A 25,414-nucleotide genomic window follows, 5' to 3' on the forward strand; every position below is an offset into this window, starting at 1 on the left:
TATCGACGCCGCGCGGTGTGCTCGGACAGGGGCAATTGGGCGTCAATTGGGCAAGGCGGATTCGAACAGTTCCTGTAGCGCGATCCAATGACGCTCGGCGGCCTCTTCGTCGTACGGCGCGTTGTCGGGTACCGCGAACCCGTGTTCGGCGGGGTAGAACTCCACGGTGTGGGCGACGTTGGCTGCGGTCAGCGCCTTGTCGAGGGTCTCGGCGTCCTCGCGCGTGAACGCGCGGTCCTTGGCGGCCCCGGCGACGTAGACGGTGGCCTTGATCCGGTCGGCCAGCAGATGCGGGCTGGCGGGATCTTCGGTGACCAGCCCGCCGGCGTGAAAGGACCCGGCTGCCGCGACACGGTCGGGCACCCGGCCGGCGACGATGACCGAGGTCCGGCCACCCATGCAGTAGCCGCACACGCCGAACGTCTCGCCCTTGACCTCGGGACGGCCGGCCAGGAAGTCGAAGAACGCGGCGGCGTCGGTGGCCATCATGTCGGGGGTGATCGACGAGATCATCCCGAACAGTCGCTTGCGCTGCTGCGGGTCGGTGAATGCGGTCCGCATGTCGAAGGGCTCCCAGTCGCCATGGCGGTAGTACACGTCGGGCAGCAGCACCGCGTGGCCGAAGCCGGCCAGGCGGGCCGCCATCTCCTGGAAGGTGTCGCGCACGCCACCGGCGTCGACGTACATCACGACGCCGGTCCATGGCCCGGTGCCGTTGGGGGTGTGCAGGGTGACGGGACAGGTGCCGTCGGGCGTGGTGACGGTCGCGGAGATGCTCGGCATGGCTACCGTTCTACTCGCCCGGTCTGCAAGTAAGCTGACCGGCGTGCCGATCGTCACGCCCTACGAGGATCTACTGCGGCTGGTGATGGAGCGTGGAACGCCCAAGTCGGACCGCACCGGCACCGGTACTCGTAGCCTGTTCGGCCACCAGATGCGATACGACCTTGCGGCCGGCTTTCCGCTGATCACCACCAAGAAGGTGCACACCAAGTCGATCGTCTACGAATTGCTGTGGTTTCTGCGCGGCGACTCGAACGTGCGTTGGCTACAGGAGCATGGCGTCACCATCTGGGACGAATGGGCTTCTCCGACAGGGGATCTCGGACCCATCTACGGAGTGCAGTGGCGGTCGTGGCCAACCCCGTCCGGTGAGCACATCGACCAGATCAGTGCCGCGCTGGAGCTGCTGAAGACCGACCCGGAATCGCGGCGCAACATCGTCTCGGCGTGGAACGTCGGGCAGATCCCGCAGATGGCGTTGCCGCCGTGCCACGCGTTCTTCCAGTTCTATGTGGCCGACGGCCGGCTCTCGTGTCAGCTCTACCAGCGCAGCGCGGACCTCTTCCTGGGGGTCCCGTTCAACATCGCCAGCTATGCGTTGCTGACCCACATGATGGCCGCGCAGGCCGGGCTGGATGTCGGCGAGTTCATCTGGACCGGCGGGGACTGCCACATCTACGACAACCATGTCGAGCAGGTGCAGTTGCAGCTGAGCCGCGAGCCGCGGCCGTACCCGGAACTCGTTCTGGCGCCGCGGGATTCGATCTTCGACTACACCTATGAAGACGTCGCCATCCTCGACTACGATCCGCACCCGGCGATCAAGGCGCCCGTGGCTGTATGAGCGTGGGGCTGATCTGGGCCCAGTCCACCTCGGGTGTCATCGGCCGCGACGGCGGTATCCCGTGGCGGTTGCCGGAGGACCAGGCCCGCTTCAAGGAACTCACGATGGGCCACACGGTCGTGATGGGCCGGCTGACGTGGGAGTCGTTGCCCGCCAAGGTGCGCCCGCTGCCGGGACGCCGGAACGTCGTGCTCACCCGCAGGTCCGGCTATGCGGCCGACGGCGCCGACGTGGTGGCGTCGCTGGAGGACACGTTGACCGACGATCCGATCTGGGTGATCGGCGGCGCGCAGATCTACGCGGCGGCGCTGCCGCTCGCCACGCGCTGCGAGGTGACCGAGATCGAGATCGACATGCCGCGTCAGGATGCCGACGTGATGGCGCCGGTGCTCGACGAGTCGTGGATCGGCGTGGCGGGGGATTGGCTCACCAGCACGTCGGGGCTGCGGTACCGGTTCTACAGCTATCGGCGGGCCTGATGGTCGGTGCCGTGCGTGTGCGTCACACGTATCGACGTTTTGCAGAACTACACCCGCACTTTGCCTGCGAAACGTCGATCGGTGTGACGTTCTCCGCTACCGACGCGCTTGAGTTGTCGCTGGCGTGGGGCACGATGGCAGGGTGCCGGCCAGACTGACAGCTGCCCAGGCGCGACGCATCGCCGTCGCGGCGCAGGGTTTCGCCGAGGCGAAGCCGAGCGGTCCGGTCACCCGCGCGCACCTGCGCAGGCTGATCTCACGGATCCAGGTGATGCAGTTGGACTCGGTATCGGTGTCGGTGCGCGCGCATTACGCGCCGGTGTTCAGCCGGCTGGGACCCTATGACCGCGACGTGCTGGACCGGGCGGCGTGGAGCCACTCGGCGCGATCGCCGCGGCTGCTGGTCGAATACTGGGCGCACGAGGCCGCGTTGATGGCCGTCGAGGACTGGCCGCTGCTGCGGTGGCGCATGCGCGAGTACACGCACGGGCGATGGGGCACCCACATCGTCAAGCGCAACGAGAAGCTGGCCGAGCAGGTCGTCGCTGCGGTGACCGAGTTGGGCCCGTCGACGGCCGGGCAGATCGCGGCGCATCTCGGCGCCGAACAGCGCGGCCGCAAGGGGCCGTGGTGGGACCGCAGCGATACCAAGTGGGTGACCGAGGCTTTGTGGTCCTCGGGTGTGTTCGCGACGGCCACCCGGGTGGGGTTCGCGCGCCATTACGACCTCGCCGAGCGGGTGCTGCCGGCGGAAGTGTTGGCGCGTGAGGTCGACGACGAGGACGCCGTACGCGAGCTGGTGCTGCGCGCGGCCGGTGCACTGGGCGTGGCGACCGAGCCGGACATCCGGGACTACTTCCGGCTGTCGCCCCGCCAGGCCAAGCCGGCCGTTGCCAAGCTCGTTGCCGACGGGGAGCTGGAGCAGGTCGAGGTCGACGGGTGGGCGGCGCCGGCGTATCTGCGGGCGGGACAGATCATTCCGCGGCGTGACCGCGGGACGGCGCTGTTGTGTCCGTTCGATCCGTTGATCTTTTTCCGGCCGCGGGTGGAGCGGCTGTTCGGATTTCATTACCGCATCGAGATTTACGTGCCCGCAGCGAAGCGCCAGCACGGCTATTACGTGTGGCCGTTCCTCCTGGACGGCGAACTGGTGGGCCGCGTCGACCTCAAGGCCGATAGGGCGGCGGGCGCTTTGAACGTGGTGGGTGCGTTCACGGAGCCGGGCGCAGAGCGGTCGCGAGTGGCGGGGGCGTTGGCCGCTGAGTTGCGGTCGATGGCGTCGTGGCTGGGACTGGCGGATGTGGTGGTCGGGGAGCGCGGCGATCTGGCAGACGGGCTACACGCGGCTCTGCCCAGTGTGTGATGAAGCAATGCGGGTTAGGCAATCAATGGATTCCGAACCGCCACTGACGAATTGAACCGGCCGAAATCGCGGTCGGCGGACCATAATTCGCGTACGCCGTGTGAACCGCATAGGGCGACGATTCGTGCGTCATGCACCAGCGGACCGGCCACTTTGCCCGCTTCGAGCAATGTCTTGAGACGCTCCCAGTAACCCGGCGGCTCGCCGAGCAGAGACAGTGCGGGGGATGCGAGCCACGCATCGATTTGTTCGATCGCTTGGCCGGTAGTGCTGGGCGGATCGTAGATGCTGGGGTGCGTGCAGATGGCAAAGAACTCGTGCAGACATGGCCAGGGTATTGCCCAGGCGGACCGGCCTTCGGCAAGTGATTTCACCCGCTCGGCGGCCGCGGTGTGGAACTGGGCGTCGCGGCGATGCGCGTAGACCAGAATATTTGTGTCAACGGCGATCATGCCGGGTTGCCATAGACGCTGTCGCGGACCTTGTCCCACGATGCGTTACGGAACTCCGGTTGCAGTCCGCGCCCGGAGACACTGGCATCGGCAAGCACGAAAGAAGCGCCTGCCGGTTGCCGCTTGATGACGTCGCGTAGCCCGGTTTCGATCAATGCCCGCAACGTAGTGCCTTCCCGGCGCGCCAGATCCTGAGCTTCTCGCAGCAACTCATCGGGAAGATTGACTGTCGTCTTCATATGGGCAACCATACCAGCAAAGCCATACAGCCATATCTCGCGACGCCTGCCATAGGTCCACGACACTGCCCCGCCGAACGGCCGGTCTTACTTTTGAGCGGCGGTCCAGTCGTAAGGCAGGAACTTGCCGTCGAACGTCACCACGACGCGGTCGCCGCCGGGATGCGGCTTGCGCTGCACATCGACACTGAAATTGATGGCACTCATGATGCCGTCGCCGAATTCCTCATGGATGAGCTCCTTGATGGCGCCTCCATAGACCTGGAGCGCCTCGTAGAAGCGGTAGATCGTCGGGTCGGTGGGTACCGCAGTCGGCAGGCCGCCGCGCATGGGAACCGCCGCCAACACCGGTATCGCCGCGTCGTCGAGCCCGAGCATCTCCACGACCACTTCGCCGGCCTCGACCGGAATCGGGTGTTGGCCGAGCAGGGCTGCGACCGTCCACGCCACCGGCTTGTCGATGGCGTCGGCGAGCTCCTGCCAGCTGAGCCCCTTCGCCAGTCGCGCCGCGGTGATCTCGGCGGTGATCTCGTCTCTGGTCATGCGGTCCCTTCCTGGATCAGTGTTCGCATCGGCCGGAAGCTTGAATTCCTGTGGGGCAGTCGGGCGCTTGCGCGCTGCCCGTGCGGGCGTGCGTCGCATAGAGCGTGAGTCCGACGAATGCCGGGCCACCCACAAGATTACCTACGACAGTAGGTATTTCGTTCCACAGCTGATAGTCCTGAATCGAGAAGTCACCGCCGAGCATCAGGCCGGACGAACGCAATCAGAGCCCGGGCTCATCGTTCCAGATGGCCAGCTCGCCGCCAGGCATGCGGACGACCATCACCCCGTTCGGACGCGTCACCGTCCATGCCTCGAATGCACTGTTAGGTTCGACGAATTAAAGGCGCACCCGACTCGTCGGCGTTGCTCTCCGTGATTCGGCGGCCGACGAGCGCGTGCAATTTGTGGGAACTCCTCTCGGTGGATCTGTTTGCCGCGCGAATTTCCAGCTCCTGCCCGAAAGCGTTATCGGGAATGGTGATTCGATACCGATCAAACTAACGTCCGTCTACTGCAGTCTTACCGAGAGTCGACTTCTTGCGACCCCACCGCCGATTGGTGTAGTCCGAGTTCCATCATCGACAACCGCTCAATCGCCAGGCGTCGGGTTCGGCACGATTTGCATCCCATCTGGTCGCGGCCACTCAGTAGGTGGGTCGTCACTGACCCAGGCATATTCCAGCCCGGATATATGACCGTTTTCGATCCAGACGATAACCTCGCCTTGATAAGCCGGTTCGCTCGGCACGAATGCCCGAGCTGGGAATGGGCCGTCTGGCAACTCAACGCCCGATGTGGCGTGCGGCGTCTTAATGTCGAGGATCCACCTCGTTTCGTGTGAGACAACGGCTTCGCCGAGTTCTTCGATAAGCGTCCTGCCGCCTGGGAATCCCGACGACTCGATGATCGCAGTCACGACCGCCGACTCATCGCCTGAGATACGTCGCCACTCTTTGTCTTTGATCATGGGATGAACGCCGTTCCAATCTTGATAATGCCGTTGTCGACGAACCCTCGGACCGTCACCTGTTCACCTGACACCGATACCACGGTTTCGAAGGTGCCATTCTGCGGCACGTTGCCTTTCAACGCATCGAGCATCTGACCCATCGCTTCTTCACGGCTTCCCGCCCTTTCAACCACACCATCTAGTTTGTGCTTCGGAGCAAAGGTGTGGTCCAAGCGTTCTGGCCGAATGTTGTATTCGAACGAGGGATCTGGTTTCTGCGGCGGAGGTTTGTTGTCCTCGGGTTTTCGCTTCCGCCCGAGGTTCTTGATGCGCTGTAGGCGTTGGCGGATGCCGGCGACGTCGGCGGCCTTCTTGACGCCCTTGCTGATGTTCTTCGACGTCTTCCACGCCGCGATCGCGGTGCGGATGGTCTTGGCGAACTTGGTGATGGTGTGTGCGGTCTTGGCAGTGGCGGCCACCGCTCCGGCCCCGAAAGTGACGAAGGAAGCTGCGATCCCGATGACCGCCGTGGCCGCCAATTCGACTGCGAGATCCTCCAGGATGCCGCTCAGCTGATCGCGCAAATCGTCGAGGGTAGAACGATATTCAGTACACGACTGCGATAGCTCGCCGCAGGCGGACAGGATCGCGTTGGCCGCATCGCGCAATTCCCCGAGATCTTTGGCGATGTACTCCACTTCGGGCGTACTCGTATCGCTGAAGATGCCCGCCTGCACGTCCAGCGCCTCGGGCACGGTTTTGGTCTGGTAGACCGTGGCCAGCCGGTCCCACGCCTGCGCAGCTTTGTCGATCTTGTCGGTGTCCCCGTCGGGCACCGGCACCCCGATCTGATCGACCAGCCCCAACGCGTTGTCGATCAAGCCTTCGCCAGGCCCGCCCGCAGAGGGTGGTGCGGTCAGCACCCCGGCCACACTCTGCGGATCCGGCGGGCGCTCCGGCGGCGGTCCACCGCTGCCAGGGGTGGCGTTGTGCTCGGCGATCGCATGGTTGTGACCCGCCTGGATCACCACACCGCCGTAGTTCTCCATCGCCAGGGTCAGGTCGTTGACGGCGTCCAAGATCTCGCGGGCGCGCGCATCGTAAGAAGCCGCCCACGCCGTGCCCTCATCGTCCGAGCCGGCCATCGCACCCGTTTGGCCCAGGATGGTGACGTTGACGGCGAAGGCGTCGTACATCTGACCGGCCAATTCGTACAGCCGCTTGCCGACCAGGTAGAACGTCTCGGGATCGACATCCTGGGTCACGCGGCGCTCCGCCGAGTCACGTCAGCATCGCGAGGTTGAGTTTGACCGCCTCGGTGTAATTGCGATGTGCGTTGTGGGCGGCTTCGCGCAGTTCAATGACCGCCTCCCGCATCTGCGCTGCCGCGGCGGTCCACTCGTCGTGGTTCGTGCGGTGAGCGTCGGCGGCGTCGCCCGACCAGCTCGTATGTAGCTCGGCGATCTGTCCGTCGACGCGGCTGGCGATGTCCTCGGCGCGATCTTCGAACGCGCGGAGCTTCTCGACGAACGCAAGCAGTTCCTCGAGTTCGACGCGGTACCGCATCACAAGCCCACGTCAATCGGTACCGACGCCACAGTCTCGGCCGAGGCAGCATCACTTTCCTCGTATAGGACAGCGGCCGCAGCAAGGTTGCGAGACGACTCAGTGAGCGACTCGACGACTTTGGCGGCTCCTTCGTGCCACTCTTCCCAGATGGAGCTGTAGGCCGAGGCTGCCGCGCCCGACCAGCCGCGCGAGATGTTGTCCCACTCGCCGACTATGCGGGTCAGCTCCTCGCGTAACTCCTCGGCATCGTTGGCGACTGAGTGGGCCGTGTTGAACGCTTGGTCGGCGCTGACCTTCAAGAAGTCAGCCATGGACCAAGCCTATGGTCTCCGTGGGGCTACCTGTGCACCGGTTTGGTTCGCCGTCGAGCGTCAGACGCAGTCGGCGCAGACCATCCGGTCGCCCGACCGCAGGGCCAGCCGGCTGTGGTGCTGCACCAGGAAGCAACTCGAGCAGGTGAACTCGTCGGCCTGCTTGGGAATCACCCGTACGGTGAGCTCCTCACCCGACAGGTCAACGTCCGGCAGGTCGATCGAATCGACCGGGTCACCGTCGTCGACGTCGAGCACCGCCACATCGACCTGTCCGCGGCGCTTTGCAGCGATCGCCTCGAGCGACTCGTCGACCGCCTCGTCGCTGTCCTTCACGCGGGGTGCGTCGTAATCGGTTGCCATCAGTCACACTCCCTCTCAAGATCGGTCCTTGAGTAACACCGATTGAGAAGGGGTTTGTTCCCGCTGCGCCCGAGGCCGAAACCTGCTCCACGTTAGGGTGAGCCGTGGCCGAGACCACGCCTCTGCGCGTCCAACTGATCGCCAAGACCGAGTTCGCCCCGCCGCCGGATGTGCCGTGGAGCACCGACGCCGACGGCGGGCCGGCACTCGTCGAATTCGCCGGTCGTGCGTGCTATCAGAGCTGGTCCAAGCCGAATCCGCGCACCGCCACGAACGCGGCCTACATCCGGCACATCATCGACGTCGGACACTTCTCGGTGCTCGAGCACGCGTCGGTTTCCTTCTACATCACCGGGATCTCGCGGTCGTGTACCCACGAGCTCATCCGCCACCGGCACTTCTCCTACTCCCAGCTGTCGCAGCGCTACGTCCCCGAACGCGACGCTCAGGTGGTGGTGCCTCCGGGTATCGAGGACGACCCCGAGCTGACGGAGATCTTCGCCGCCGCCGCCGACGCCAGCCGATCCACCTACATCGAACTGCTCGACCGCCTCGAGGCCAAATTCGCCGATCAGCCGAACGCGGTCCTTCGGCGCAAACAGGCACGTCAGGCTGCGCGGGCGGTCTTGCCGAACGCCACCGAGACCCGCATCGTCGTCACCGGCAACTACCGGGCATGGCGGCACTTCATCGCGATGCGGGCCAGTGAGCACGCCGACGTGGAGATCCGCCGGCTGGCCATCGAATGCCTGCGCCGACTCGTCGATGTCGCACCGCAGGTATTCAGCGACTTCGAAATCTCTGCGCTGGCCGACGGCACCGAGGTCGCCACGTCCCCTCTGGCCACGGAAGCGTGACGGTAAGCGAGTAATCTGAGCCCCGTGAGCACCAGCGGAATCGACGTAACGGCCCAGTTGGGCACCGTGCTGACCGCAATGGTGACTCCGTTCAAGCCCGACGGCTCGCTGGACACCGACGCCGCGGCCCGGTTGGCGAGTCGACTCGTCGACTCGGGTTGCGACGGCCTGGTGCTGTCGGGGACGACCGGTGAATCGCCGACGACCACCGACGAAGAGAAGCTTGCGCTGGTACGGGCCGTGCTCGAGGCGGTCGGCGACCGCGCGCGCATCGTCGCCGGCGTCGGTACGTACGACACTGCCCACAGTGTGCACGGAGCCAAGCTTGCGGCCGCCGAGGGCGCCCACGGGCTGCTTGCGGTGACGCCGTACTACTCACGGCCGCCCCAGGCCGGCCTGGTCGCGCACTTCAACGCGATCGCCGATGCGACGGACCTGCCGGTCATCTTGTACGACATCCCGCCGCGGTCGGTGATCCCGATCACGTGGGACACCATGCGCAGGCTTGCCGAGCATCCGAACATCGTGGCCGTCAAGGACGCCAAGGGCGATCTGCACGGCGGCGGCCAGATCATCGCCGAAACCGGGTTGGCGTACTACTCCGGCGACGACGCGCTGAACCTGCCGTGGCTCGCGATGGGGGCCGTCGGCTTCGTCAGTGTCTGGGCTCATCTGGCCGCGAGTCAGCTGCGGGAGATGTTGTCGGCCTTCCAGTCCGGCGATCTCGCGACGGCCCGCAAGATCAACGTCACGCTGGGGCCGTTGAATGATGCTCAGACACGTCTCGGTGGAGTGACGCTGTCGAAGGCGGGTCTGCGGCTGCAGGGCTTCGAGGCCGGTGACCCGAGGTTGCCGCAGATGCCCGTTACCGCCGAACAACTCGACGCACTGGCCGCCGATATGCGGGCGGCCGCGGTGCTGCGGTAGTGAACGAAGAACTCAACCCACCGGGGCCGCTGGCTCCCGGCGCACTGCGGGTCACCGCGCTCGGCGGAATCAGCGAAATCGGCCGTAACATGACCGTTTTCGAGCATCTCGGCCGGTTCCTGATAGTCGACTGCGGTGTGTTGTTCCCGACGCACGACGAGCCCGGCGTCGATCTGATTCTGCCCGACCTTCGTCTCATCCAGGACCGCCTCGACGACGTGGAAGCCCTGGTGCTCACCCATGCGCACGAGGACCACATCGGCGCCATCCCCTTCCTGCTGAAGCTGCGACACGACATCCCGGTGGTCGGGTCGAAGTTCACGCTCGCGCTGGTTGCCGAGAAGTGTCGTGAACACCGGATCAAGCCGGTGTTCGTCGAAGTCGACGAGGGCCAGAGCTCCAGACACGGCGTGTTCGAATGCGAGTACTTCGCGGTCAACCACTCGATTCCCGGTTGCCTGGCGATCGCGATACACACCGGCGCCGGCACCGTGCTGCACACCGGGGACATCAAGCTCGACCAGTCCCCGCCCGACGGCAAGCCCACCGATCTGCCCGGGATGTCGCGACTGGGCGATGCCGGGGTGGACCTGTTTTTGTGCGACTCCACCAACGCCGAGATCCCCGGTGTCGGACCGTCGGAAAGCGAGATCGGGCCGAACATGCACCGGCTGATCCGCAGCGCTCAGGGACGCGTCATCGTGGCCTGCTTCGCATCGAACGTCGGTCGGGTGCAACAGATCATCGACGCCTCTGTGGCGCTCGGGCGCAAGGTGGCATTCGTCGGCCGGTCGATGGTCCGCAACATGGGAATCGCCAAGGAGCTTGGCTACCTGACGCTGACCAACGATGACGACATCATCGACATCGGCGCCGCGGAGATGATGGCGCCCGAGCGGGTCGTGCTCGTCACCACGGGAACCCAGGGCGAGCCGATGGCGGCGCTGTCGCGGATGTCTCGAGGTGAGCATCGCAGCATCACCCTGACGGCGGGTGACCTCATCATCATGTCGTCGTCACAGATACCCGGCAACGAGGAAGCGATCTTCGGTGTGCTCGACGCGCTGGCCAAGATCGGCGCCCGAGTCGTCACCAATGCACAAGTGCGCGTTCATGTTTCGGGGCACGCATACGCCGGTGAGTTGCTCTTCCTCTACAACGGCGTGCGACCGCGCAATGTGATGCCCGTGCACGGCACCTGGCGGATGCTGCGGGCCAACGCGGGTCTTGCGGCTCGAACCGGCGTTCCGGAGGAGAACATCGTGCTGGCGGAAAACGGTGTCAGCGTCGATCTGGTGGCCGGTCGGGCATCGATCGCCGGTGCGGTACCGACGGGCAAGATGTTCGTCGACGGTCTCGTCACCGGGGATGTGGGCGACGCGGTGGTCGGTGACCGGCTCACGCTCTCTTCGGGATTCATCGGTATCACCGTCGTCGTCCAGCGTGGTACCGGCAAGCCCGCGGCACCGCCGCATCTGCACTCGCGCGGATTCAGCGAGGACCCAAAGGCGCTGGAGCCCGCGACCCGTAAAGTCGACGAGGCGCTCGAAGCCCTTGTCGGGGAACGGGTGACCGACATCAACCGCATCGCCCAGGCCGCGCGGCGAGCCGTCGGCAAGTGGGTGGGGGAGACCTACCGCCGCCAGCCGATGATCGTGCCGACGGTCATCGAGGTCTAGCCCGGATTCGCCGGCGCGAAAGTCGGCGGCACGGCCGGCCCAGGCTCTGCCGGTGCGAAGGTGTGCACGGGAGCGTCCGGCATTCCGCCAGGCGGTGTCCAAGGAGCTTGGGTGGATGCCGGAGCAGGTGCGACGCACCTCCCGTTGGGCCCGCCGGCGCTCATGTTCCATTCTCCGCCGGACATCATGCAGCAATGTTTGGCCTCGGCCAGCATCTGGGCGTCATTGGTTACGCCCCTGATGTTCCTGTCGACGACCTTCTCAATGCAGCTGTCGTACTCGCCGATATCCCACTCTCGGGGTTCGGCGCACGCGGTAGCAGGGTCGACGAGCGCGCTGCCGCCGAGCGTGGCCGTCGCCAACAGCAGGACAGCAGCCGCACTGCGGCACAAGTGCGCGGAGACGGGTCGTTGATTCGCCATGGTGTCCTCCTCGGTGGTGCTGGAGGCAATGGTGGCGAAGGTTCACGGCCCGCGGCATGAGGCAACTGCCTCAATTTCGACTCGTAGGCCCTCAGCGCTTGTTGATGTAGCCCGCGTCGACGGGCAGCGTCACGCCGGTGATGTAGCGCGCGGCGTCTGAGACCAGGAAGGCGACCGCGTTGGCGATGTCGTCGGGGTCGAGGGTTTCGACCGGCAGCGCGTTGCCCATGTCGACGGGCTTGCCGGTCTGCGTGACGACATCCTCCAGCCACCGCTGAATGAACTCGTTGTCGATCATCGGGGTCTCGACGCCGGCCGGATGTACCGAGTTGACTCGAATATTATGCGGCGCCAGAAGATTGGCGTAGACCCGCATCAGGCCGACGATGCCGTGCTTGGCGGCGGCGTAGCCGATCGAGCCTGAGTCGTCGCTTCCGCCGCCGACCAAGCCCATCACCGAACTGATCAGCACCATCGCCCCGCCGCCGCGCTCGGTCAGCGGATGGCGGCTCACCTCGATCGTATGGAAGACGCCGGTCAGATTGACGTCGATCACGTCGCGCCAACCGGTCTCACCCGACTGCATCGGGGCGATTCCCGCGTTGGCGACGACGATGTCCAGGCCACCGAAGGCGTCCAAGCCAGTTTGCAGCGCCTGCTGTAACGACTCGCGGTCGCGAACGTCGGCTTGTCGCGCGACTATTCGCGCGCCGGTGTCCTCGACGAGCTTCACTGTCTCGGCCAGATCATCTGCGGTCGCCAGCGGATACGGCACCGACGCGATCTGCTCGCAGATGTCGACGGCGACGATGTTCGCGCCGTCCGACGCCAACTTGACGGCTTCTGCCCGCCCCTGGCCCCTGGCGGCGCCCGTGATGAAAGCGACCTTGCCGTCGAGCGGAGCCATCAGGGACGCAGTGCTCCCTTGCTCGGATCACCGGCGACGACCGGCTGCAGCATCTTGATGTCCGGAGCTCCGTCGAGATGCTCGCCGACCGTGCCGAAAAGCGTTGCGATCGCGGGCGCAGTGCTGTGTGTCTGCAACGCATCCTCGTCCGCCCACTGCTCGACGAACACGAAGGTGCCGTTGGACTCGTGCAGGGCGTAGAGCTGGCATCCCGGTTCCTCGTGCACCGCCTCGATGGCCTTTTTGCACGCCTCCCGAACGGCGTCAACGGATTCGGACTTGGCGGTCATGGTGGCGACGACGACAACGGGCATGAAGGGGAACTCCTCGATGAGTGCTGCGCTGGACGAGTGCACAGCCTACTCACGCGACGGGCTCAAGATCACAGCACGTCGACCCAGACGACGACGGCCGCCATGGCCACGGCGACGACCGCCAGACCGAGCGCGTCGCCAATCCCCACCTGTGTCGGATCGGTCTTGGCGATCCGTACCTCGCGGGCGATGAGGAACAGCGGGAAGGTGAAGCTGATCGCCGTGAGCGCACTGCCCAGCAGATACAGCCAGACGAACCGGACCCCATGCTTCCTCGCCTCGGTCACCATCAGGATCGCCAACGGGATGCCCAGAAGGAACAAATCGACGGTGATGGATCGCGCCGCCGCCGTGACCTTGAGGTCTTCGCTGAAGGAAAGAAGAAAGCTCCCGCTGTCGACGTAGGCGAGGTTCTGACTCCAGGTCGCGATCAGTGCGGCGATCGCGGTAACGGCGTAGACGACGCAGAGCACTCTGGAGGTGGTTGGCAAGCCATTGACCTGGCTCGTTGCGGTCATCTTGGGACGGTACGACGATCGCGCGGCCGGATTGATACGTTTCTGTGACCCGTGTGGCAGATGGTGATTCTGGGACTGAAGCGACTAGGCTTGCATGCATGCCTAGTAAGACCGCCGCCCGCTCTGGGAACCGTTCGAGCAGGTCAAAGGCTGGTTCGCGATCGGGCGGCCGGATGGCGCCCCGTCGTAAACCGGCGCCACGCCGGACCACGTCGCCGATCTCGTCGGCCGGTGCCACGGTGGGCCGTGGGGTGCGGGCGGGGTGGCTGATGCTGGCCAAGGGTGCCGGCAGCACGGCGCGTTCAGTCGGTCGTGCCCGCGATCTCGAACCCGGTCATCGCCGCGACGGCATCGCGCTGGCGTTGCTCGGCCTGGCCGTCGTCGTCGCGGCGAGTTCGTGGTTCGGCGCCGCGCGGCCGGTGGGCGAGTGGCTCGACACCTTCCTGCGGACGCTGATCGGTGCTGCCGTCGTGCTCGTTCCGCTTGCAGTGGCGGCGGTCGGCGTCACGCTCATGCGCACCGAACCCGATCCGGACGCCAGGCCGAGGCTGATTCTCGGCTCGACGATGATCGCGTTGCCCGCCCTCGGGTTGTGGCACCTGTGGGCCGGCTCGCCCCAAGGTCCAGCCGACCGCCAGCACGCCGCGGGCTTCTTCGGCTTCGCGATCGGCGGTCCGCTCTCCGACGGGCTGACACCATGGATCGCCGCGCCATTGTTGTTCATCGGTGTGCTGTTCGGTGTACTGCTGGTGACCGGCACCACGATCCGCGAAGTGCCGTCGACGGTGCGGGCGATGTTCTCCGCGCGGGGCTTCGGCGACTACGACTACGACGATTACGACGACGAGGACACGGCCGTCATCGCGGAGCGCGAGGACTTCTCCGACGGCTATTACGACGACGCATTCCCGCCCGGCGACGATGCGGCGCGCGCGTGGCCCACCGGCACGCCCCTGGAGAACTATCCCATCGAGGACGAGGCGCCGACGGTTCCCGAGCCAACCGCCAAGTCCCGCAAGAAGAAGCCGGCCAGACAGCAGAGCCTGTCGCTGGACCGCGTGGTCGACGGACCGTACGCGCTGCCCTCACTCGATCTGCTGATCGCCGGCGATCCGCCCAAGCGCCGCAGCGCGGGCAATGACCGGATGATCGATGCCATCAGCGAGGTGCTGGACCAGTTCAAGGTCAACGCTTCGGTCACGGGTTGCACCCGCGGCCCGACCGTCACCCGTTACGAGGTCGAACTCGGCCCGGGCGTCAAGGTCGAGAAAATCACTGCGCTGCAACGCAATATCGCCTACGCGGTCGCGACCGAGAGCGTTCGGATGCTCGCGCCGATCCCCGGCAAGTCCGCGGTCGGCATCGAGGTACCCAACGTGGACCGGGAGATGGTGCGGCTGGCCGACGTGCTCACCGATCCGGCTACCCGCGGGGATCACCACCCGTTGGTCATCGGCTTGGGCAAAGACATTGAGGGTGAGTACATCTCGGCCAACCTCGCCAAGATGCCGCACCTGCTGGTGGCCGGATCGACCGGGTCCGGCAAGTCGAGTTTCGTGAACTCGATGCTGGTGTCTTTGCTGGTGCGGGCCACGCCAGAGGAGGTCAGGATGATCCTGATCGATCCGAAGATGGTGGAACTCACGCCGTATGAGGGCATTCCGCATTTGATTACGCCGATCATCACCCAGCCGAAGAAGGCCGCCGCCGCGCTGGCGTGGCTGGTGGAGGAGATGGAGCAGCGTTACCAGGACATGCAGGCGTCGCGGGTGCGCCACATCGACGACTTCAACAAGAAGGTGCGCTCCGGTGAGATCACCGCACCGTTGGGCAGCCAGCGCGAGTACAAGCCGTACCCGTATGTCGTCGCCATCGTGGACGAGTTGGCCGACCTGATGATGACCGCGCCCCGGGACGTCGAGGACGCGATCGTGCGCATCACGCAGAAGGCCCGCGCCGCAGGTATCCATCTGGTGCTGGCCACGCAGCGGCCGTCGGTGGACGTCGTCACCGGCCTGATCAAGACCAACGTGCCGTCGCGGCTGGCGTTCGCCACGTCGTCGCTGACCGACAGCCGCGTCATTCTCGACCAGCAGGGCGCCGAGAAGCTGATCGGCATGGGCGACGGGCTGTTCCTGCCCATGGGCGCGAACAAGCCGATCCGGTTGCAGGGCGCCTTCATCACCGACGAGGAGATCCACGCGGTCGTCGAGGCCACCAAGGCGCAGGCCGAGCCCGAGTACACCGAGGGCGTCACGACCGCGAAGACCACCAGTGAGCGCACCGACGTGGATCCCGACATCGGCGACGACATGGACGTCTTCCTGCAGGCGGTCGAACTCGTGGTGTCCAGCCAGTTCGGGTCCACGTCGATGTTGCAGCGCAAATTGCGGGTCGGGTTCGCCAAGGCCGGCCGGCTGATGGACTTGATGGAGACCCGCAACATCGTCGGGCCGAGCGAGGGCTCCAAGGCGCGCGAGGTGCTCGTCAAGCCCGACGAGCTGGCGGCGACGCTCGCGTCGATCCGCGGTTCCGACACCGGCAGCGACGAGTCCGAGTGATTTCGGTGTAGCTGGTTGCGGAGAACGCAACTGACTGCACCGAATCGCTACAGAGTCAGCAGCATTCGTGTGTTGCCGAGGATGTTGGGTTTGACGAAGGACAGGTCGAGGAACTCCGCGACACCGGTGTCATACGAACGGCACATCTCCTCGTAGACCTCAGCGGTGACCGGGGTGCCGTCGATCTCCTTGAACCCGTGTTTGCTGAAGAACTCGACTTCGAAGGTGAGCACGAAGATGCGCTCGAGGTGCAATTCGCGGGCCACGTCGAGCAGCCGGTCGACGATCGCATGCCCGACGCCGTGGCCCCTGACCTTCGGGTGCACTGCGACGGTGCGCACCTCGCCGAGGTCGGACCACAGCACGTGCAGCGCGCCACACCCGATCAGTTCGCCGTCTTTCTCGGCGACCCAGAACTCCTGTACGGCTTCGTAGAGCGTCACCAGATTCTTCTCCAGCAGGATCTTGCCGGAATAGATGTCGACCAGAGCCTTGATGGCGGGGACATCCGAGGTGCGCGCACGCCGCACGACGACCTCGCAGGATTCTGCGCTCACAGGTGGAGAGTATCCGTTTGAGCAACCGATATTCTGTTGCGGTGCCGGGCCAACCCCATACTGATCCGCTGGCTCCGCGTGCCCGCGTAGCGAACATCGCGAACGTGCTCACCGGCGTGCGGATGGCGTTGGTTCCGGTTTTCCTGGTGGTGCTCTTCGTCGGTGACGGCCATGAAACCTTCTGGCGCATAGCGGCATTCGTGGTGTTCAGCGTCGCGGTGATCACCGACCGATTCGACGGGGCGCTGGCCCGCAGCTATGGCATGGTGACCGAATTCGGCACACTGGCCGATCCGATCGCCGACAAGGCCCTCATCGGTGCTGCGCTGATCGGGCTTTCGATACTGGGCGACCTTCCGTGGTGGATCACGGCGGTGATCCTGGTCCGAGAGATCGGCATCACCGTGTTGCGGTTCGCCGTGTTGCGATTCGGGGTGATCCCCGCCAGTCGGGGCGGCAAGCTCAAGACGCTGGTGCAGGCCGTGGCGATCGGCCTGTTCGTGCTGCCGCTGTCCGGTGCGTGGCTGTCTTCGGCTTGGGTGATCATGTGGGCGGCGCTGGTCCTGACGGTGGTGACCGGCGTCGACTACGTCGTCTCCGCGATCAAGGACTCCAAGGGCCGACCCGCTGATCGGTGACCCGCACACCGGGCGCGGCCTCGCTGACGCAGCAAGACGACCGTCGGTCAACAGTGATCTGCGCCATCCGGGAACCAACCGCCCCGCGTGCGGCGTTGCCCTAGTACACCGCCGTTTTACCAAGGCCCAGCCACTGACTCCGGAGGGAGAGCACGATGACGGCATTGCTTCGCGAGGTGATCGGCGACGTGCTGCGTCGGGCCCGCGTCGACCAGGGGCGCACCCTGCGCGAGGTGTCCGACACCGCGCGCGTCAGCCTGGGCTATCTCTCCGAGGTCGAACGCGGGCGCAAGGAAGCCTCGAGTGAACTGCTCAGCGCGATCTGCGGTGCTCTCGACATTCCGCTGTCCCGCGTGCTTTCCGACGCCGGTCTGGAAATGGAGCGCGAGGAGCGTGCCGCGTTCGCCGGTGCAGCCAACATCGACGCCACCACGAAGGTGGTCATCCCGCAGGTCGTGTCGATGGCGGTCGCCTGAGCGTGGTCGACACCGAGTGGGTGTGGCGATGCGCGCTGACCCGATAGATTGGGCAGCACGGTAAGCCGGGCGGCGAGTCCGAGACAACGACACGAAGGCGGAGTGAACTGACATGGCCAATCCGTTCGTCAAGGCGTGGAAGTACCTCATGGCGCTGTTCAGCTCGAAGGTCGACGAGTACGCCGACCCGAAAGTGCAGATTCAGCAGGCCATCGAGGAGGCTCAGCGCCAGCATCAGGCGTTGACGCAGCAGGCCGCCCAGGTGATCGGAAACCAGCGCCAGCTCGAGATGCGGCTCAACCGCCAACTCGCGGACATCGAGAAGCTGCAGGTCAATGTCCGCCAAGCGCTGACGCTGGCCGATCAGGCCGTGGCCTCCGGCGATGCCGCCAAGGCAACCGAGTACAACAACGCCGCCGAGGCGTTCGCCGCGCAGCTGGTGACCGCCGAGCAGAGCGTGGAGGATCTCAAGGCCCTGCACGATCAGGCGCTCAACGCGGCCGGCCAGGCCAAGAAGGCCGTCGAGCAGAACGCGATGATGCTGCAGCAGAAGATCGCCGAGCGCACCAAGCTGCTGTCCCAGCTCGAACAGGCAAAGATGCAGGAGCAGGTCAGCTCGTCGCTGCGGTCGATGAGTGAGTTGGCCGCGCCGGGCACCACGCCCAGCCTCGACGAGGTCCGTCAGAAGATCGAACGCCGCTACGCCAACGCGATGGGCGAGGCCGAGCTCGCGCAGAACTCGGTGCAGGGCCGGATGCTGGAGGTCCAGCAGGCGAGCGTGCAGATGGCCGGGCATTCGCGGTTGGAGCAGATCCGCGCCTCGATGCGCGGCGAACAGTTGCCTGCCGGCGGCAATGCCGCGGCGCAGCCCGCGACCCCGGCGGCCAATCCGCAGCAGGCCACACCGGAAAATCCGCTGTCCCAATAACCGAGGTCACCAGTGAGTTCGCGAACGAGTCGACCGGAGCCGTGGCGCTCGCTGGTGCAGCGGGGGGTGGACACCGCCGCCGAGTGGTCCGACGTGCTGGCCGCCAAGCTGAACGCCGCCGCGGATCCGCGCGCGAAGCTGCTGCGCAAGCGTCGCTGGGCGCTGCGGCTCACCCTGTTCTTCACGGTTTCCTGTGTGTTCTGGATCGGCATGACGGGGTTGGTGGCGGCGTGGGACACGCCCGCCTGGGCGCTGCTCATCCCGTCTCCGATCGCGGTCGGTGCGGCGTTCCTGGCCACGCTGGCGTTCCTGCGGTACCGCTGGCTGCGACGCGAGCCGTTGCCGCCGCCGCGATCCCGCGCCACCCGTCGGCTTCCACCGTGGGGGTCGGCCGCCCGCCAGCCGATGGCGGCACTGGCGGCCTCTGAGCGCGGGCTGTTCTCACTGCTGGGCGTGATGGAGCGCGGACGGATGCTGCCCGCCGACGAGCTTCGCGAGCTGACCGCCGCGGCGAATCAGACCGCGGTGACCATGGCCGCGACCGCGAACGAGGTGGTGTCGATGGAGCGGGCTATCCGGTCGGCGCCGCAATCACGCGCCCATCTGGCGTCCACCATTGCGGCGTTCAGTGCGCAACTCGATCACGGCGCGCGGCAGTACAACGAAATGGTCGGCGCCGCAGCACAACTGGTGTCCGCGGCGAACGCCGGACCGACGTCCACTTCCCCGATGTGGCAACAGCGCTACCGCGACGAGTTGTCCAATGCCACCGACCGCCTGCTCGGCTGGGCGCAGGCGTTCGACGAACTCGGTCACGTCCGCGGCGCGTAACCGCTTGAGTTACATCGTCGGCCGCAGCGACGGGAACACCGTCGCGGCGATTCCCCGCAGGATGGCCTTGCTGAAGTCCAGATAGTCGAAGTAGTCGCGCCACAACGTGATTCGGCCGGCGTGCACCTCGAAGACCCCGCACACCCAGAACTGCAGGCGCAGCGGACCGAGCACAAGCGCGTCGGTGCGTTCGGTCAGCACGCTGTTGCCGTCGCCGGCGATGCGGTGGATCTTCACCTCGAAGCCGTAGCGGCCCTCGCCGCGCCGCATCATGCCGATGATGCGCTGGCGACCGCGAATTGTCGGCAACCCGACGTTCTGCCATTCCGCGTTGTCGGCAAGTAAGCCGTCCATGGTCGCGAAATCCTCGTCCTGCAGGGCGTAAAGGAAGGTCTCCACTGCGCGGATGTTGTCGACGTCGGTTCTCAGTCCGGAAGCCTGGTCGGTCATGGGCTCAGCCTAGTGCTGAGTCGCTGTGGCAGGGTAGGGCCAATGCGCGTCGCGGTTGTTGCCGGACCGGATCCGGGGCACGCCTTCCCGGCGATCGCGCTGTGCCTTCGCTTTCTGGCCAACGGGGATTCACCGACGCTGCTCACCGGCGTGGAATGGCTGGACACCGCCCGCGACGCCGGGTTGCCCGCCGTCGAACTGCTCGGGTTGGACCCGACCGACAGTGACGACGATGCAGACGCCGGTGCGAAGATCCACCGGCGCGGCGCGCGGATGGCGGTCCTCAACGCGCCGCAGCTGCGCGAGATCGGACCCGATCTGGTGGTCTCCGACGTCATCACCACAGCCGGCGGGTTGTGCGCCGAACTTCTCGGGCTGCCGTGGGTGGAGTTGAACCCGCATCCGCTGTACCGGCCGTCGAAAGGACTGCCACCGATCGGCAGCGGGTTGGCACCGGGCGTGGGGGTCCGCGGTCGGTTGCGCGACGCGGTGCTGCGTGCGCTTTCGGCCCGGTCGTGGCGGGAAGGAATGCGCCAGCGCGCGGCCGCGCGGGCGGAGATCGGATTGCAGGCAACTGATCCCGGTCCGCGCCGACGGCTGATCGCCACGCTGCCTGCTCTGGAGGTGCCACGGCCCGACTGGCCGGCCGAAGCCGTGGTGGTGGGTCCGCTGCACTTCGAGCCGACGTCGACGACGCTGGACATCCCGGCGGGTACCGGCCCCGTGGTGGTCGTCGCGCCGTCCACCGCCACCACCGGCGCCGGCGGCCTGGCCGAGGTCGCGCTGGAGGCACTGACGCCAGGACCGGTGTTGCCGCCGGGATCGCGGGTGGTGGTGTCGCGCCTCGGTGGCACCGACGTCGCGGTGCCGCCGTGGGCGGTCATCGGGCTGGGTCGGCAGGACGAACTGTTGCCGCACGCCGATCTGGTGATCTGTGGCGGAGGGCACGGCATGGTCGCCAAGACGCTGCTGGCCGGGGTCCCGATGGTGGTGGTACCGGGCGGCGGCGACCAATGGGAGATCGCGAATCGTGTTGTGCGGCAGGGCAGCGCGCAACTCGTGCGTCCTTTGGACCCAGACGCGCTGGCGCGGGCGGTGCGCGAGGTGCTGGCCGAGCCCGGCTACCGGGACGCTGCGCGGCGGGCCGGAGCGACGGTTGCCGACGTCGAAGATCCGGTACGGGTGTGCCATGAAGCACTCGCGTAGTTTGGGCCCGTGCGGTTGACGGAATTCCATGAACTCGTCGAGGGACAGTTCGGCCCGGTACGCGGCGCGTCGCTGCTCGTCGATCATGTGTTGAGCGGATTCGGGGGGCGGACCGCCGCACAGGCCATCGAGGACGGCGTCGACCCGCGGGACGTCTGGCGCGCGCTGTGCTCGGACTTCGACGTGCCGCGCGATCAGTGGTGACTTTTCCCGCGCGAGCAGACGCGAACTGTCCCCGACACGCCGCCAAAGTAGACATTCCGTGTCTGCTCGCCCTTTGACAGGGACGACACGGCGCGCCTCCTTGCCATCGAACACACGTTCGCTACTGTGGGCGGTGTTCGACGGCTAGATGCTGGTCAGGCCGACTTGTCGGTGGCTGCCTCTAGCGTCACGGCCAACTGATCGAAACCCGATCACCGAACAGCTAGACATCCGAAGGACGGAGACCACCATGGCGCAGGCACCCGACCGCGAGAAGGCCCTCGAGCTGGCACTCGCGCAGATTGAGAAGAGTCACGGCAAGGGCTCGGTGATGCGGCTCGGCGAAGAGGTCCGCCAGCCGATCTCGGTGATCCCGACCGGGTCCATCGCCCTGGACGTGGCGCTCGGCATCGGCGGACTGCCGCGGGGCCGGGTGGTCGAGATCTACGGCCCGGAATCCTCGGGTAAGACCACCGTCGCGTTGCACGCGGTGGCCAACGCCCAGGCCGCAGGCGGCATCGCGGCGTTCATCGACGCGGAACATGCGCTGGATCCGGAGTATGCCAAGAAGCTCGGCGTGGACACCGACGCGCTGCTGGTGAGCCAGCCCGACACTGGTGAGCAGGCGCTCGAGATCGCCGACATGCTGATCCGATCCGGCGCGCTGGATATTTTGGTCATCGACTCGGTGGCCGCGTTGGTGCCGCGGGCGGAGATCGAAGGCGAGATGGGTGACAGCCATGTCGGACTTCAGGCACGGCTGATGAGCCAGGCACTACGCAAAATGACCGGCGCACTGAACAATTCGGGTACCACCGCGATCTTCATCAACCAGCTCCGCGAAAAGATCGGGGTCATGTTCGGATGCGGATCCTGGTACACCAATGTCACTCTTGCCGACGGCTCGACGGAGAAGCTCGGCAAGATCGTGAACCAGAAGATGGACGTCGAGGTCTTGTCCTACGACTTCGAATCTGGACGGATTGTGCCTCGCAAGGTGACCAATTGGTTCAACAATGGCAAAACCGAGGAGTTCCTGCACTTCAAAGTCGATCGGGCCGGTGGTGGTACGGGACGCGGTCACGCTAGCTTGGCGATGACCCGTAATCACCTGATTCGCACACCTGGCGGCTGGCGTGAAGCGGAAGACATCAATGTCGGCGATCGCGTCATGTTGGCGCAGCCAGCATTGCTTAGTGATCAGCAATGGGAAGTTGTGTTGGGTTCGTTGATGGGGGATGGCTGCCTGTCAGCTCCCGTCCGGCAGGATTCCGAAAGCGCGAGGCTTCGCATGGGGCATGGTGTGAAGCAGTCGGATTATCTCGACTGGAAAGTCTCTCTCCTGCAGAATATTCCGCACAGCCGCACAAGTAATGCCAAAGGTGCTGTCTTTGCAGACTTCACACCACTCGCTGAACTACATGAACTGCGAAGCGCCGTCTATCTCGGTGATGGAAAGAAGTTCCTTTCGGAGGAATACCTCAAGGCTCTAACCCCACTGTCACTGGCTGTCTGGTACATGGACGATGGCGCATTCACGTTGCGCTCCAAGGGTCGACAGCAGCGTACCGCAGGGGGGAGTGGACGAATTGAGATCTGCGTGGAGGCGATGAGCGAAGGATCACAAGAACGCCTTCGAGATTATCTGCGTGACACCCATGAACTCGATGTCCGACTGCGGAAGGCCGGTTCAGCTGGCAACGTGATGTTGGTGTTCTCCACATCGGCCACAGCGAAGTTCCAGGAGATGATTGCACCATGTGTGCATCCGTCCATGGCGTACAAGCTGCTACCGCGCTTCCGCGACCAGTTCAACGTCGAACCACAGTTTGTTGAACAGACGATGCAACTAATGCCAGCCCGTGTCATGGGGATTGAATCGAAGACGGACTATCCGATCATGAGTCGATACGACATCGAGGTCGAGGGCTCACACAACTACTTCGCAGACGGCGTGATGGTGCACAATTCTCCTGAAACGACAACGGGCGGAAAGGCTTTGAAGTTCTACGCCTCAGTCCGCTTGGATGTCAGGCGAATCGAAACGCTCAAGGACGGCACTGACGCGGTCGGTAACCGCACCCGCGTCAAGGTCGTCAAGAACAAAGTTTCGCCGCCCTTCAAACAAGCCGAGTTTGACATCCTGTATGGCAAGGGGATCAGCAAGGAAGGCTCGCTCATCGACATGGGTGTCGAGCAGGGCTTCATCCGCAAGTCCGGGTCGTGGTTCACCTACGAAGGCGAGCAGTTGGGTCAAGGCAAGGAGAACGCCCGCAACTTCCTGCTCGAGAACACCGACGTGGCCAACGAGATCGAGAAGAAGATCAAAGAGAAGCTCGGCATTGGCGCCGTGATCACCGATGACGAAGTCCTGCCCGCCCCCGTCGACTTCTGAGGTCACGCGCGAGGAGCAGGCGCACAACCTGTGTCTGCGCCTGCTCACCGCGCGGGCCCGCACTCGGGCCGAACTCGAAGAAAAGCTGGCCAAACGGGGGTACCCCGAGGACGTCAGCGCCCGCGTGCTCGAGCGGCTCACCCAGGTCGGCCTCATCGATGATGCCGACTTCGCCGAACAGTGGGTCCGCTCCCGTCAGCTGAACGCGGGTAAAGGCAAGCGTGCCTTGGCCGCTGAGCTTAGGACGAAGGGCGTGGACAACGACGTGATCGACGCGGCCCTCGCTGACATCGACGCCGATGCCGAACGGTCACGGGCCGAACAACTGGTCGCCGACAAGCTCCGCCGTGAAAAGCTCGACCACGACGGCGACGACGTCAAGGTCACCCGCCGCCTGGTCGGCATGCTTGCGCGCCGTGGTTACAGTCAGTCGATGGCTTTCGACGTCGTCAAGGTCGCGTTGGCCAGCGAGCGGGAACGCCGAAGGGTGTAGTTCGCGTCGCAGCTCGCCTAGGGGCTGATCCGTGGCGACAAGGTGTGCGACCGTGAAGCCATGCGGCTGACCAACGACTGCTATCTGGTGACAATGCGGTTCAACTCGGGCGAAGAGCACTACTTTCGCGACGGACAGCGGTGGACGAAGGTCACCACACGTGGCCGCAGGATGCCCGCGACTGCCGAACAAGTGATGAACCATCTGCTGCCCGCACTCGCCGGCGTGAAGCCCGGCATCGAGGTAACCGTCGAGCACCGCGATCTCGACCACGCCGCAGCCGAAGCTCTGGATCGGTTGCGGACGGCCAACGGGTAACTTGCGATCATGCAGTTGTCTGTCAAGCTGGCACCCACGTTCGACTATGCCGTCCTCGAGCGGTTCTGGCGGACGGCTGACGACCTCGGGTTCCCGGCCGTGTGGAACTACGACCACTTCTATGGACTCGTCGACCCGACGACGCCCACCCTCGAAGGCTGGACCAGCCTCGCCGCGATGGCCGTGGTGGTGCGGCGCGCCCGAGTGGGCTGCCTGGTCACCGGCGTCACCTACCGCAACCCGGCGGTGCTGGCGAAAATGGCGGTGACCGTCGACCACATCTCCGGTGGGCGGATGGACTTCGGTCTCGGCGCCGGTTGGCACGAGGACGAACATCGTGGCTACGGCATCGACTTCCCGCCCGCGGGGCAACGCGTCGCGATGGTGGACGAAGCGCTGACCGTCATCCGCCGGCTGTGGACCGAGGAGGCCGTCGACTTCACCGGCCGCTTCTTCACGCTCCGCCAAGCGCGCTGCGACCCGAAACCGGTCCAGCGTCCGCATCCGCCGATCGTGGTTGGCGCGTCGCAGCCCAAGATGCTCAGCGTCGCCGCCCGGCATGCCGACGAGTGGAACATGCCGAGCACCGGTCCGCAGGAGTGGGCGGCGGCCAGTAGCCGACTCGACGCCGCCTGCGAGGCCGAAGGCCGCGATCCGTCCTCGATCCGACGCGGCGTGCAGCTGTTCCTGCACCCGAACCAACCGGATCAGGTCGATGGCCAACTCGACTCGATCGCTGAGTACGCGCGGCTCGGCTGTCAGCATGTCGTGCTGTCCTTCTACCAGCCGCCAGACGACTCGCTGCTGCGTCGATGCGCGGAGCTGATCTAGCGGT

General features: G+C 65.5%; 32 protein-coding genes and 2 pseudogenes. 17 read left to right on the plus strand and 17 right to left on the minus strand.

Annotated features, from left to right (window positions below; all coding sequences use genetic code 11):
• Nucleotides 1-42: 42 nt before the first annotated feature.
• Nucleotides 43-783 (minus strand): dienelactone hydrolase family protein, encoded by a 741-nt coding sequence (locus tag AU188_RS15320; protein ID WP_059164540.1) that lies wholly within the window; start codon nt 781-783, stop codon nt 43-45.
• A 43-nt stretch (nt 784-826) separates the two neighbouring features.
• Between AU188_RS15320 and AU188_RS15325 the strand changes: the two genes are divergently transcribed.
• From AU188_RS15325 to AU188_RS15335, 3 genes are all read left to right on the plus strand, one after another.
• A complete protein-coding gene (locus AU188_RS15325; RefSeq protein ID WP_059164541.1) occupies nt 827-1,627 on the plus strand; it encodes a thymidylate synthase in 801 nt (266 codons plus the stop codon).
• Entirely contained in the window at nt 1,624-2,106 is a 483-nt protein-coding gene (locus AU188_RS15330; RefSeq protein ID WP_059164542.1) for a dihydrofolate reductase, read from the plus strand. Before AU188_RS15325 ends, AU188_RS15330 begins: the two co-directional genes overlap by 4 nt.
• Before the next feature lie 142 nt (nt 2,107-2,248).
• Nucleotides 2,249-3,469, plus strand: coding sequence for a winged helix-turn-helix domain-containing protein (locus tag AU188_RS15335; protein WP_059164760.1), 1,221 nt, complete (start codon nt 2,249-2,251; stop codon nt 3,467-3,469).
• A 14-nt stretch (nt 3,470-3,483) separates the two neighbouring features.
• On the opposite strand, the gene AU188_RS15340 is transcribed toward AU188_RS15335, so the two are convergent.
• The 10 genes and pseudogenes from AU188_RS15340 to AU188_RS15370 form a co-directional block, all read right to left on the minus strand.
• Complete coding sequence (locus AU188_RS15340; RefSeq protein ID WP_059164543.1) at nt 3,484-3,921, minus strand: type II toxin-antitoxin system VapC family toxin; 438 nt, start codon at nt 3,919-3,921, stop codon at nt 3,484-3,486.
• The gene (locus tag AU188_RS15345) at nt 3,918-4,160 is read right to left on the minus strand and encodes a type II toxin-antitoxin system VapB family antitoxin (RefSeq protein WP_216636186.1); all 243 of its coding nucleotides are present in this window, start codon (nt 4,158-4,160) and stop codon (nt 3,918-3,920) included. Before AU188_RS15345 ends, AU188_RS15340 begins: the two co-directional genes overlap by 4 nt.
• Before the next feature lie 87 nt (nt 4,161-4,247).
• On the minus strand, nt 4,248-4,703 hold the full coding sequence (gene cynS, locus AU188_RS15350; RefSeq protein ID WP_059164545.1) for a cyanase: 456 nt from the start codon (nt 4,701-4,703) through the stop codon (nt 4,248-4,250).
• 16 nt (nt 4,704-4,719) lie between these two features.
• Nucleotides 4,720-4,917, minus strand: a pseudogene (locus AU188_RS25795) (hypothetical protein); the annotation flags it as partial.
• Nucleotides 4,918-4,926: 9 nt separating this feature from the next.
• Nucleotides 4,927-5,028 (minus strand): annotated as a pseudogene (locus AU188_RS25985) (DUF6188 family protein); the annotation flags it as partial.
• A 267-nt stretch (nt 5,029-5,295) separates the two neighbouring features.
• Nucleotides 5,296-5,673 (minus strand): hypothetical protein, encoded by a 378-nt coding sequence (locus AU188_RS25310; RefSeq protein ID WP_156426698.1) that lies wholly within the window; start codon nt 5,671-5,673, stop codon nt 5,296-5,298.
• Nucleotides 5,670-6,851, minus strand: a complete 1,182-nt coding sequence (locus AU188_RS15355; protein ID WP_216636187.1) for a WXG100-like domain-containing protein — start codon at nt 6,849-6,851, stop codon at nt 5,670-5,672. Before AU188_RS15355 ends, AU188_RS25310 begins: the two co-directional genes overlap by 4 nt.
• Nucleotides 6,852-6,936: 85 nt before the next feature.
• Nucleotides 6,937-7,221, minus strand: coding sequence for a WXG100 family type VII secretion target (locus AU188_RS15360; RefSeq protein ID WP_059164546.1), 285 nt, complete (start codon nt 7,219-7,221; stop codon nt 6,937-6,939).
• A complete protein-coding gene (locus AU188_RS15365) occupies nt 7,221-7,535 on the minus strand; it encodes a WXG100 family type VII secretion target (RefSeq protein ID WP_059164547.1) in 315 nt (104 codons plus the stop codon). The genes AU188_RS15360 and AU188_RS15365 overlap by 1 nt, the downstream gene beginning before the upstream one ends.
• Before the next feature lie 60 nt (nt 7,536-7,595).
• Nucleotides 7,596-7,898 carry a DUF4193 domain-containing protein gene (locus tag AU188_RS15370; protein WP_059164548.1) on the minus strand — a complete coding sequence of 101 codons (303 nt, stop codon included), beginning with the start codon at nt 7,896-7,898 and terminating at the stop codon, nt 7,596-7,598.
• A 104-nt stretch (nt 7,899-8,002) separates the two neighbouring features.
• On the opposite strand from AU188_RS15370, the gene thyX reads away from it, so the two are divergent.
• Genes thyX through AU188_RS15385 form a run of 3 tightly spaced genes read left to right on the plus strand, consistent with a single transcriptional unit; the run spans nt 8,003 to nt 11,361 of the window.
• Nucleotides 8,003-8,755 (plus strand): FAD-dependent thymidylate synthase, encoded by a 753-nt coding sequence (thyX, locus tag AU188_RS15375; RefSeq protein ID WP_059164549.1) that lies wholly within the window; start codon nt 8,003-8,005, stop codon nt 8,753-8,755.
• A gap of 24 nt (nt 8,756-8,779) precedes the next feature.
• Nucleotides 8,780-9,682, plus strand: a complete 903-nt coding sequence (gene dapA, locus AU188_RS15380; protein ID WP_059164550.1) for a 4-hydroxy-tetrahydrodipicolinate synthase — start codon at nt 8,780-8,782, stop codon at nt 9,680-9,682.
• Nucleotides 9,682-11,361: a ribonuclease J gene (locus AU188_RS15385; RefSeq protein ID WP_059164551.1), complete on the plus strand. Its 1,680-nt coding sequence runs from the start codon at nt 9,682-9,684 to the stop codon at nt 11,359-11,361. Before dapA ends, AU188_RS15385 begins: the two co-directional genes overlap by 1 nt.
• Here AU188_RS15385 and AU188_RS25315 read toward each other — a convergent pair.
• The 4 genes from AU188_RS25315 to AU188_RS15400 all read right to left on the minus strand — a co-directional run bounded on the left by AU188_RS25315 (nt 11,358) and on the right by AU188_RS15400 (nt 13,522).
• Nucleotides 11,358-11,783 (minus strand): hypothetical protein, encoded by a 426-nt coding sequence (locus AU188_RS25315; RefSeq protein ID WP_156426699.1) that lies wholly within the window; start codon nt 11,781-11,783, stop codon nt 11,358-11,360. The genes AU188_RS15385 and AU188_RS25315 overlap by 4 nt on opposite strands.
• Nucleotides 11,784-11,874: 91 nt before the next feature.
• Entirely contained in the window at nt 11,875-12,690 is an 816-nt protein-coding gene (locus AU188_RS15390) for a mycofactocin-coupled SDR family oxidoreductase (protein ID WP_059164552.1), read from the minus strand.
• A complete protein-coding gene (locus AU188_RS15395; RefSeq protein WP_059164553.1) occupies nt 12,690-13,004 on the minus strand; it encodes a putative quinol monooxygenase in 315 nt (104 codons plus the stop codon). The genes AU188_RS15390 and AU188_RS15395 overlap by 1 nt, the downstream gene beginning before the upstream one ends.
• Before the next feature lie 68 nt (nt 13,005-13,072).
• Nucleotides 13,073-13,522: a DUF2834 domain-containing protein gene (locus tag AU188_RS15400; protein WP_059164554.1), complete on the minus strand. Its 450-nt coding sequence runs from the start codon at nt 13,520-13,522 to the stop codon at nt 13,073-13,075.
• Nucleotides 13,523-13,620: 98 nt separating this feature from the next.
• On the opposite strand from AU188_RS15400, the gene AU188_RS15405 reads away from it, so the two are divergent.
• Nucleotides 13,621-16,083, plus strand: a complete 2,463-nt coding sequence (locus AU188_RS15405) for an FtsK/SpoIIIE family DNA translocase (RefSeq protein WP_156426700.1) — start codon at nt 13,621-13,623, stop codon at nt 16,081-16,083.
• A gap of 47 nt (nt 16,084-16,130) precedes the next feature.
• Here AU188_RS15405 and AU188_RS15410 read toward each other — a convergent pair whose 3' ends face one another.
• On the minus strand, nt 16,131-16,640 hold the full coding sequence (locus AU188_RS15410) for an amino-acid N-acetyltransferase (RefSeq protein ID WP_172799509.1): 510 nt from the start codon (nt 16,638-16,640) through the stop codon (nt 16,131-16,133).
• Between the two features lie 41 nt (nt 16,641-16,681).
• On the opposite strand from AU188_RS15410, the gene pgsA reads away from it, so the two are divergent.
• From pgsA to pspM, 4 genes are all read left to right on the plus strand, one after another.
• Nucleotides 16,682-17,278, plus strand: coding sequence for a CDP-diacylglycerol--glycerol-3-phosphate 3-phosphatidyltransferase (pgsA, locus tag AU188_RS15415; RefSeq protein ID WP_059164556.1), 597 nt, complete (start codon nt 16,682-16,684; stop codon nt 17,276-17,278).
• A gap of 155 nt (nt 17,279-17,433) precedes the next feature.
• Nucleotides 17,434-17,754, plus strand: coding sequence for a transcriptional regulator ClgR (clgR, locus tag AU188_RS15420; RefSeq protein ID WP_059164557.1), 321 nt, complete (start codon nt 17,434-17,436; stop codon nt 17,752-17,754).
• 112 nt (nt 17,755-17,866) lie between these two features.
• Nucleotides 17,867-18,682: a phage shock protein PspA gene (gene pspA / locus AU188_RS15425; protein ID WP_059099798.1), complete on the plus strand. Its 816-nt coding sequence runs from the start codon at nt 17,867-17,869 to the stop codon at nt 18,680-18,682.
• A 12-nt stretch (nt 18,683-18,694) separates the two neighbouring features.
• Nucleotides 18,695-19,513 (plus strand): phage shock envelope stress response protein PspM, encoded by an 819-nt coding sequence (pspM, locus tag AU188_RS15430; RefSeq protein WP_059164558.1) that lies wholly within the window; start codon nt 18,695-18,697, stop codon nt 19,511-19,513.
• A gap of 9 nt (nt 19,514-19,522) precedes the next feature.
• Here pspM and AU188_RS15435 read toward each other — a convergent pair whose 3' ends face one another.
• Entirely contained in the window at nt 19,523-19,963 is a 441-nt protein-coding gene (locus AU188_RS15435) for a limonene-1,2-epoxide hydrolase family protein (protein WP_059164559.1), read from the minus strand.
• Between the two features lie 42 nt (nt 19,964-20,005).
• Between AU188_RS15435 and AU188_RS15440 the strand changes: the two genes are divergently transcribed.
• The 6 genes from AU188_RS15440 to AU188_RS15465 all read left to right on the plus strand — a co-directional run bounded on the left by AU188_RS15440 (nt 20,006) and on the right by AU188_RS15465 (nt 25,410).
• Nucleotides 20,006-21,169 carry a glycosyltransferase gene (locus tag AU188_RS15440; protein WP_059164560.1) on the plus strand — a complete coding sequence of 388 codons (1,164 nt, stop codon included), beginning with the start codon at nt 20,006-20,008 and terminating at the stop codon, nt 21,167-21,169.
• Between the two features lie 9 nt (nt 21,170-21,178).
• Complete coding sequence (locus tag AU188_RS15445; protein ID WP_059164561.1) at nt 21,179-21,373, plus strand: DUF3046 domain-containing protein; 195 nt, start codon at nt 21,179-21,181, stop codon at nt 21,371-21,373.
• 250 nt (nt 21,374-21,623) lie between these two features.
• Complete coding sequence (gene recA / locus AU188_RS15450; protein ID WP_059164562.1) at nt 21,624-23,768, plus strand: intein-containing recombinase RecA; 2,145 nt, start codon at nt 21,624-21,626, stop codon at nt 23,766-23,768.
• Entirely contained in the window at nt 23,734-24,261 is a 528-nt protein-coding gene (gene recX / locus AU188_RS15455; RefSeq protein ID WP_059164563.1) for a recombination regulator RecX, read from the plus strand. Before recA ends, recX begins: the two co-directional genes overlap by 35 nt.
• A 60-nt stretch (nt 24,262-24,321) precedes the next feature.
• Nucleotides 24,322-24,579, plus strand: coding sequence for a hypothetical protein (locus AU188_RS15460; RefSeq protein ID WP_059164564.1), 258 nt, complete (start codon nt 24,322-24,324; stop codon nt 24,577-24,579).
• Between the two features lie 9 nt (nt 24,580-24,588).
• Nucleotides 24,589-25,410 carry a TIGR03560 family F420-dependent LLM class oxidoreductase gene (locus tag AU188_RS15465; protein WP_059164565.1) on the plus strand — a complete coding sequence of 274 codons (822 nt, stop codon included), beginning with the start codon at nt 24,589-24,591 and terminating at the stop codon, nt 25,408-25,410.
• The last annotated feature ends 4 nt before the right edge of the window (nt 25,411-25,414 follow it).

The sequence above is a fragment of the Mycobacterium sp. IS-3022 genome, assembly GCF_001500065.1.
Classification (GTDB): domain Bacteria; phylum Actinomycetota; class Actinomycetes; order Mycobacteriales; family Mycobacteriaceae; genus Mycobacterium.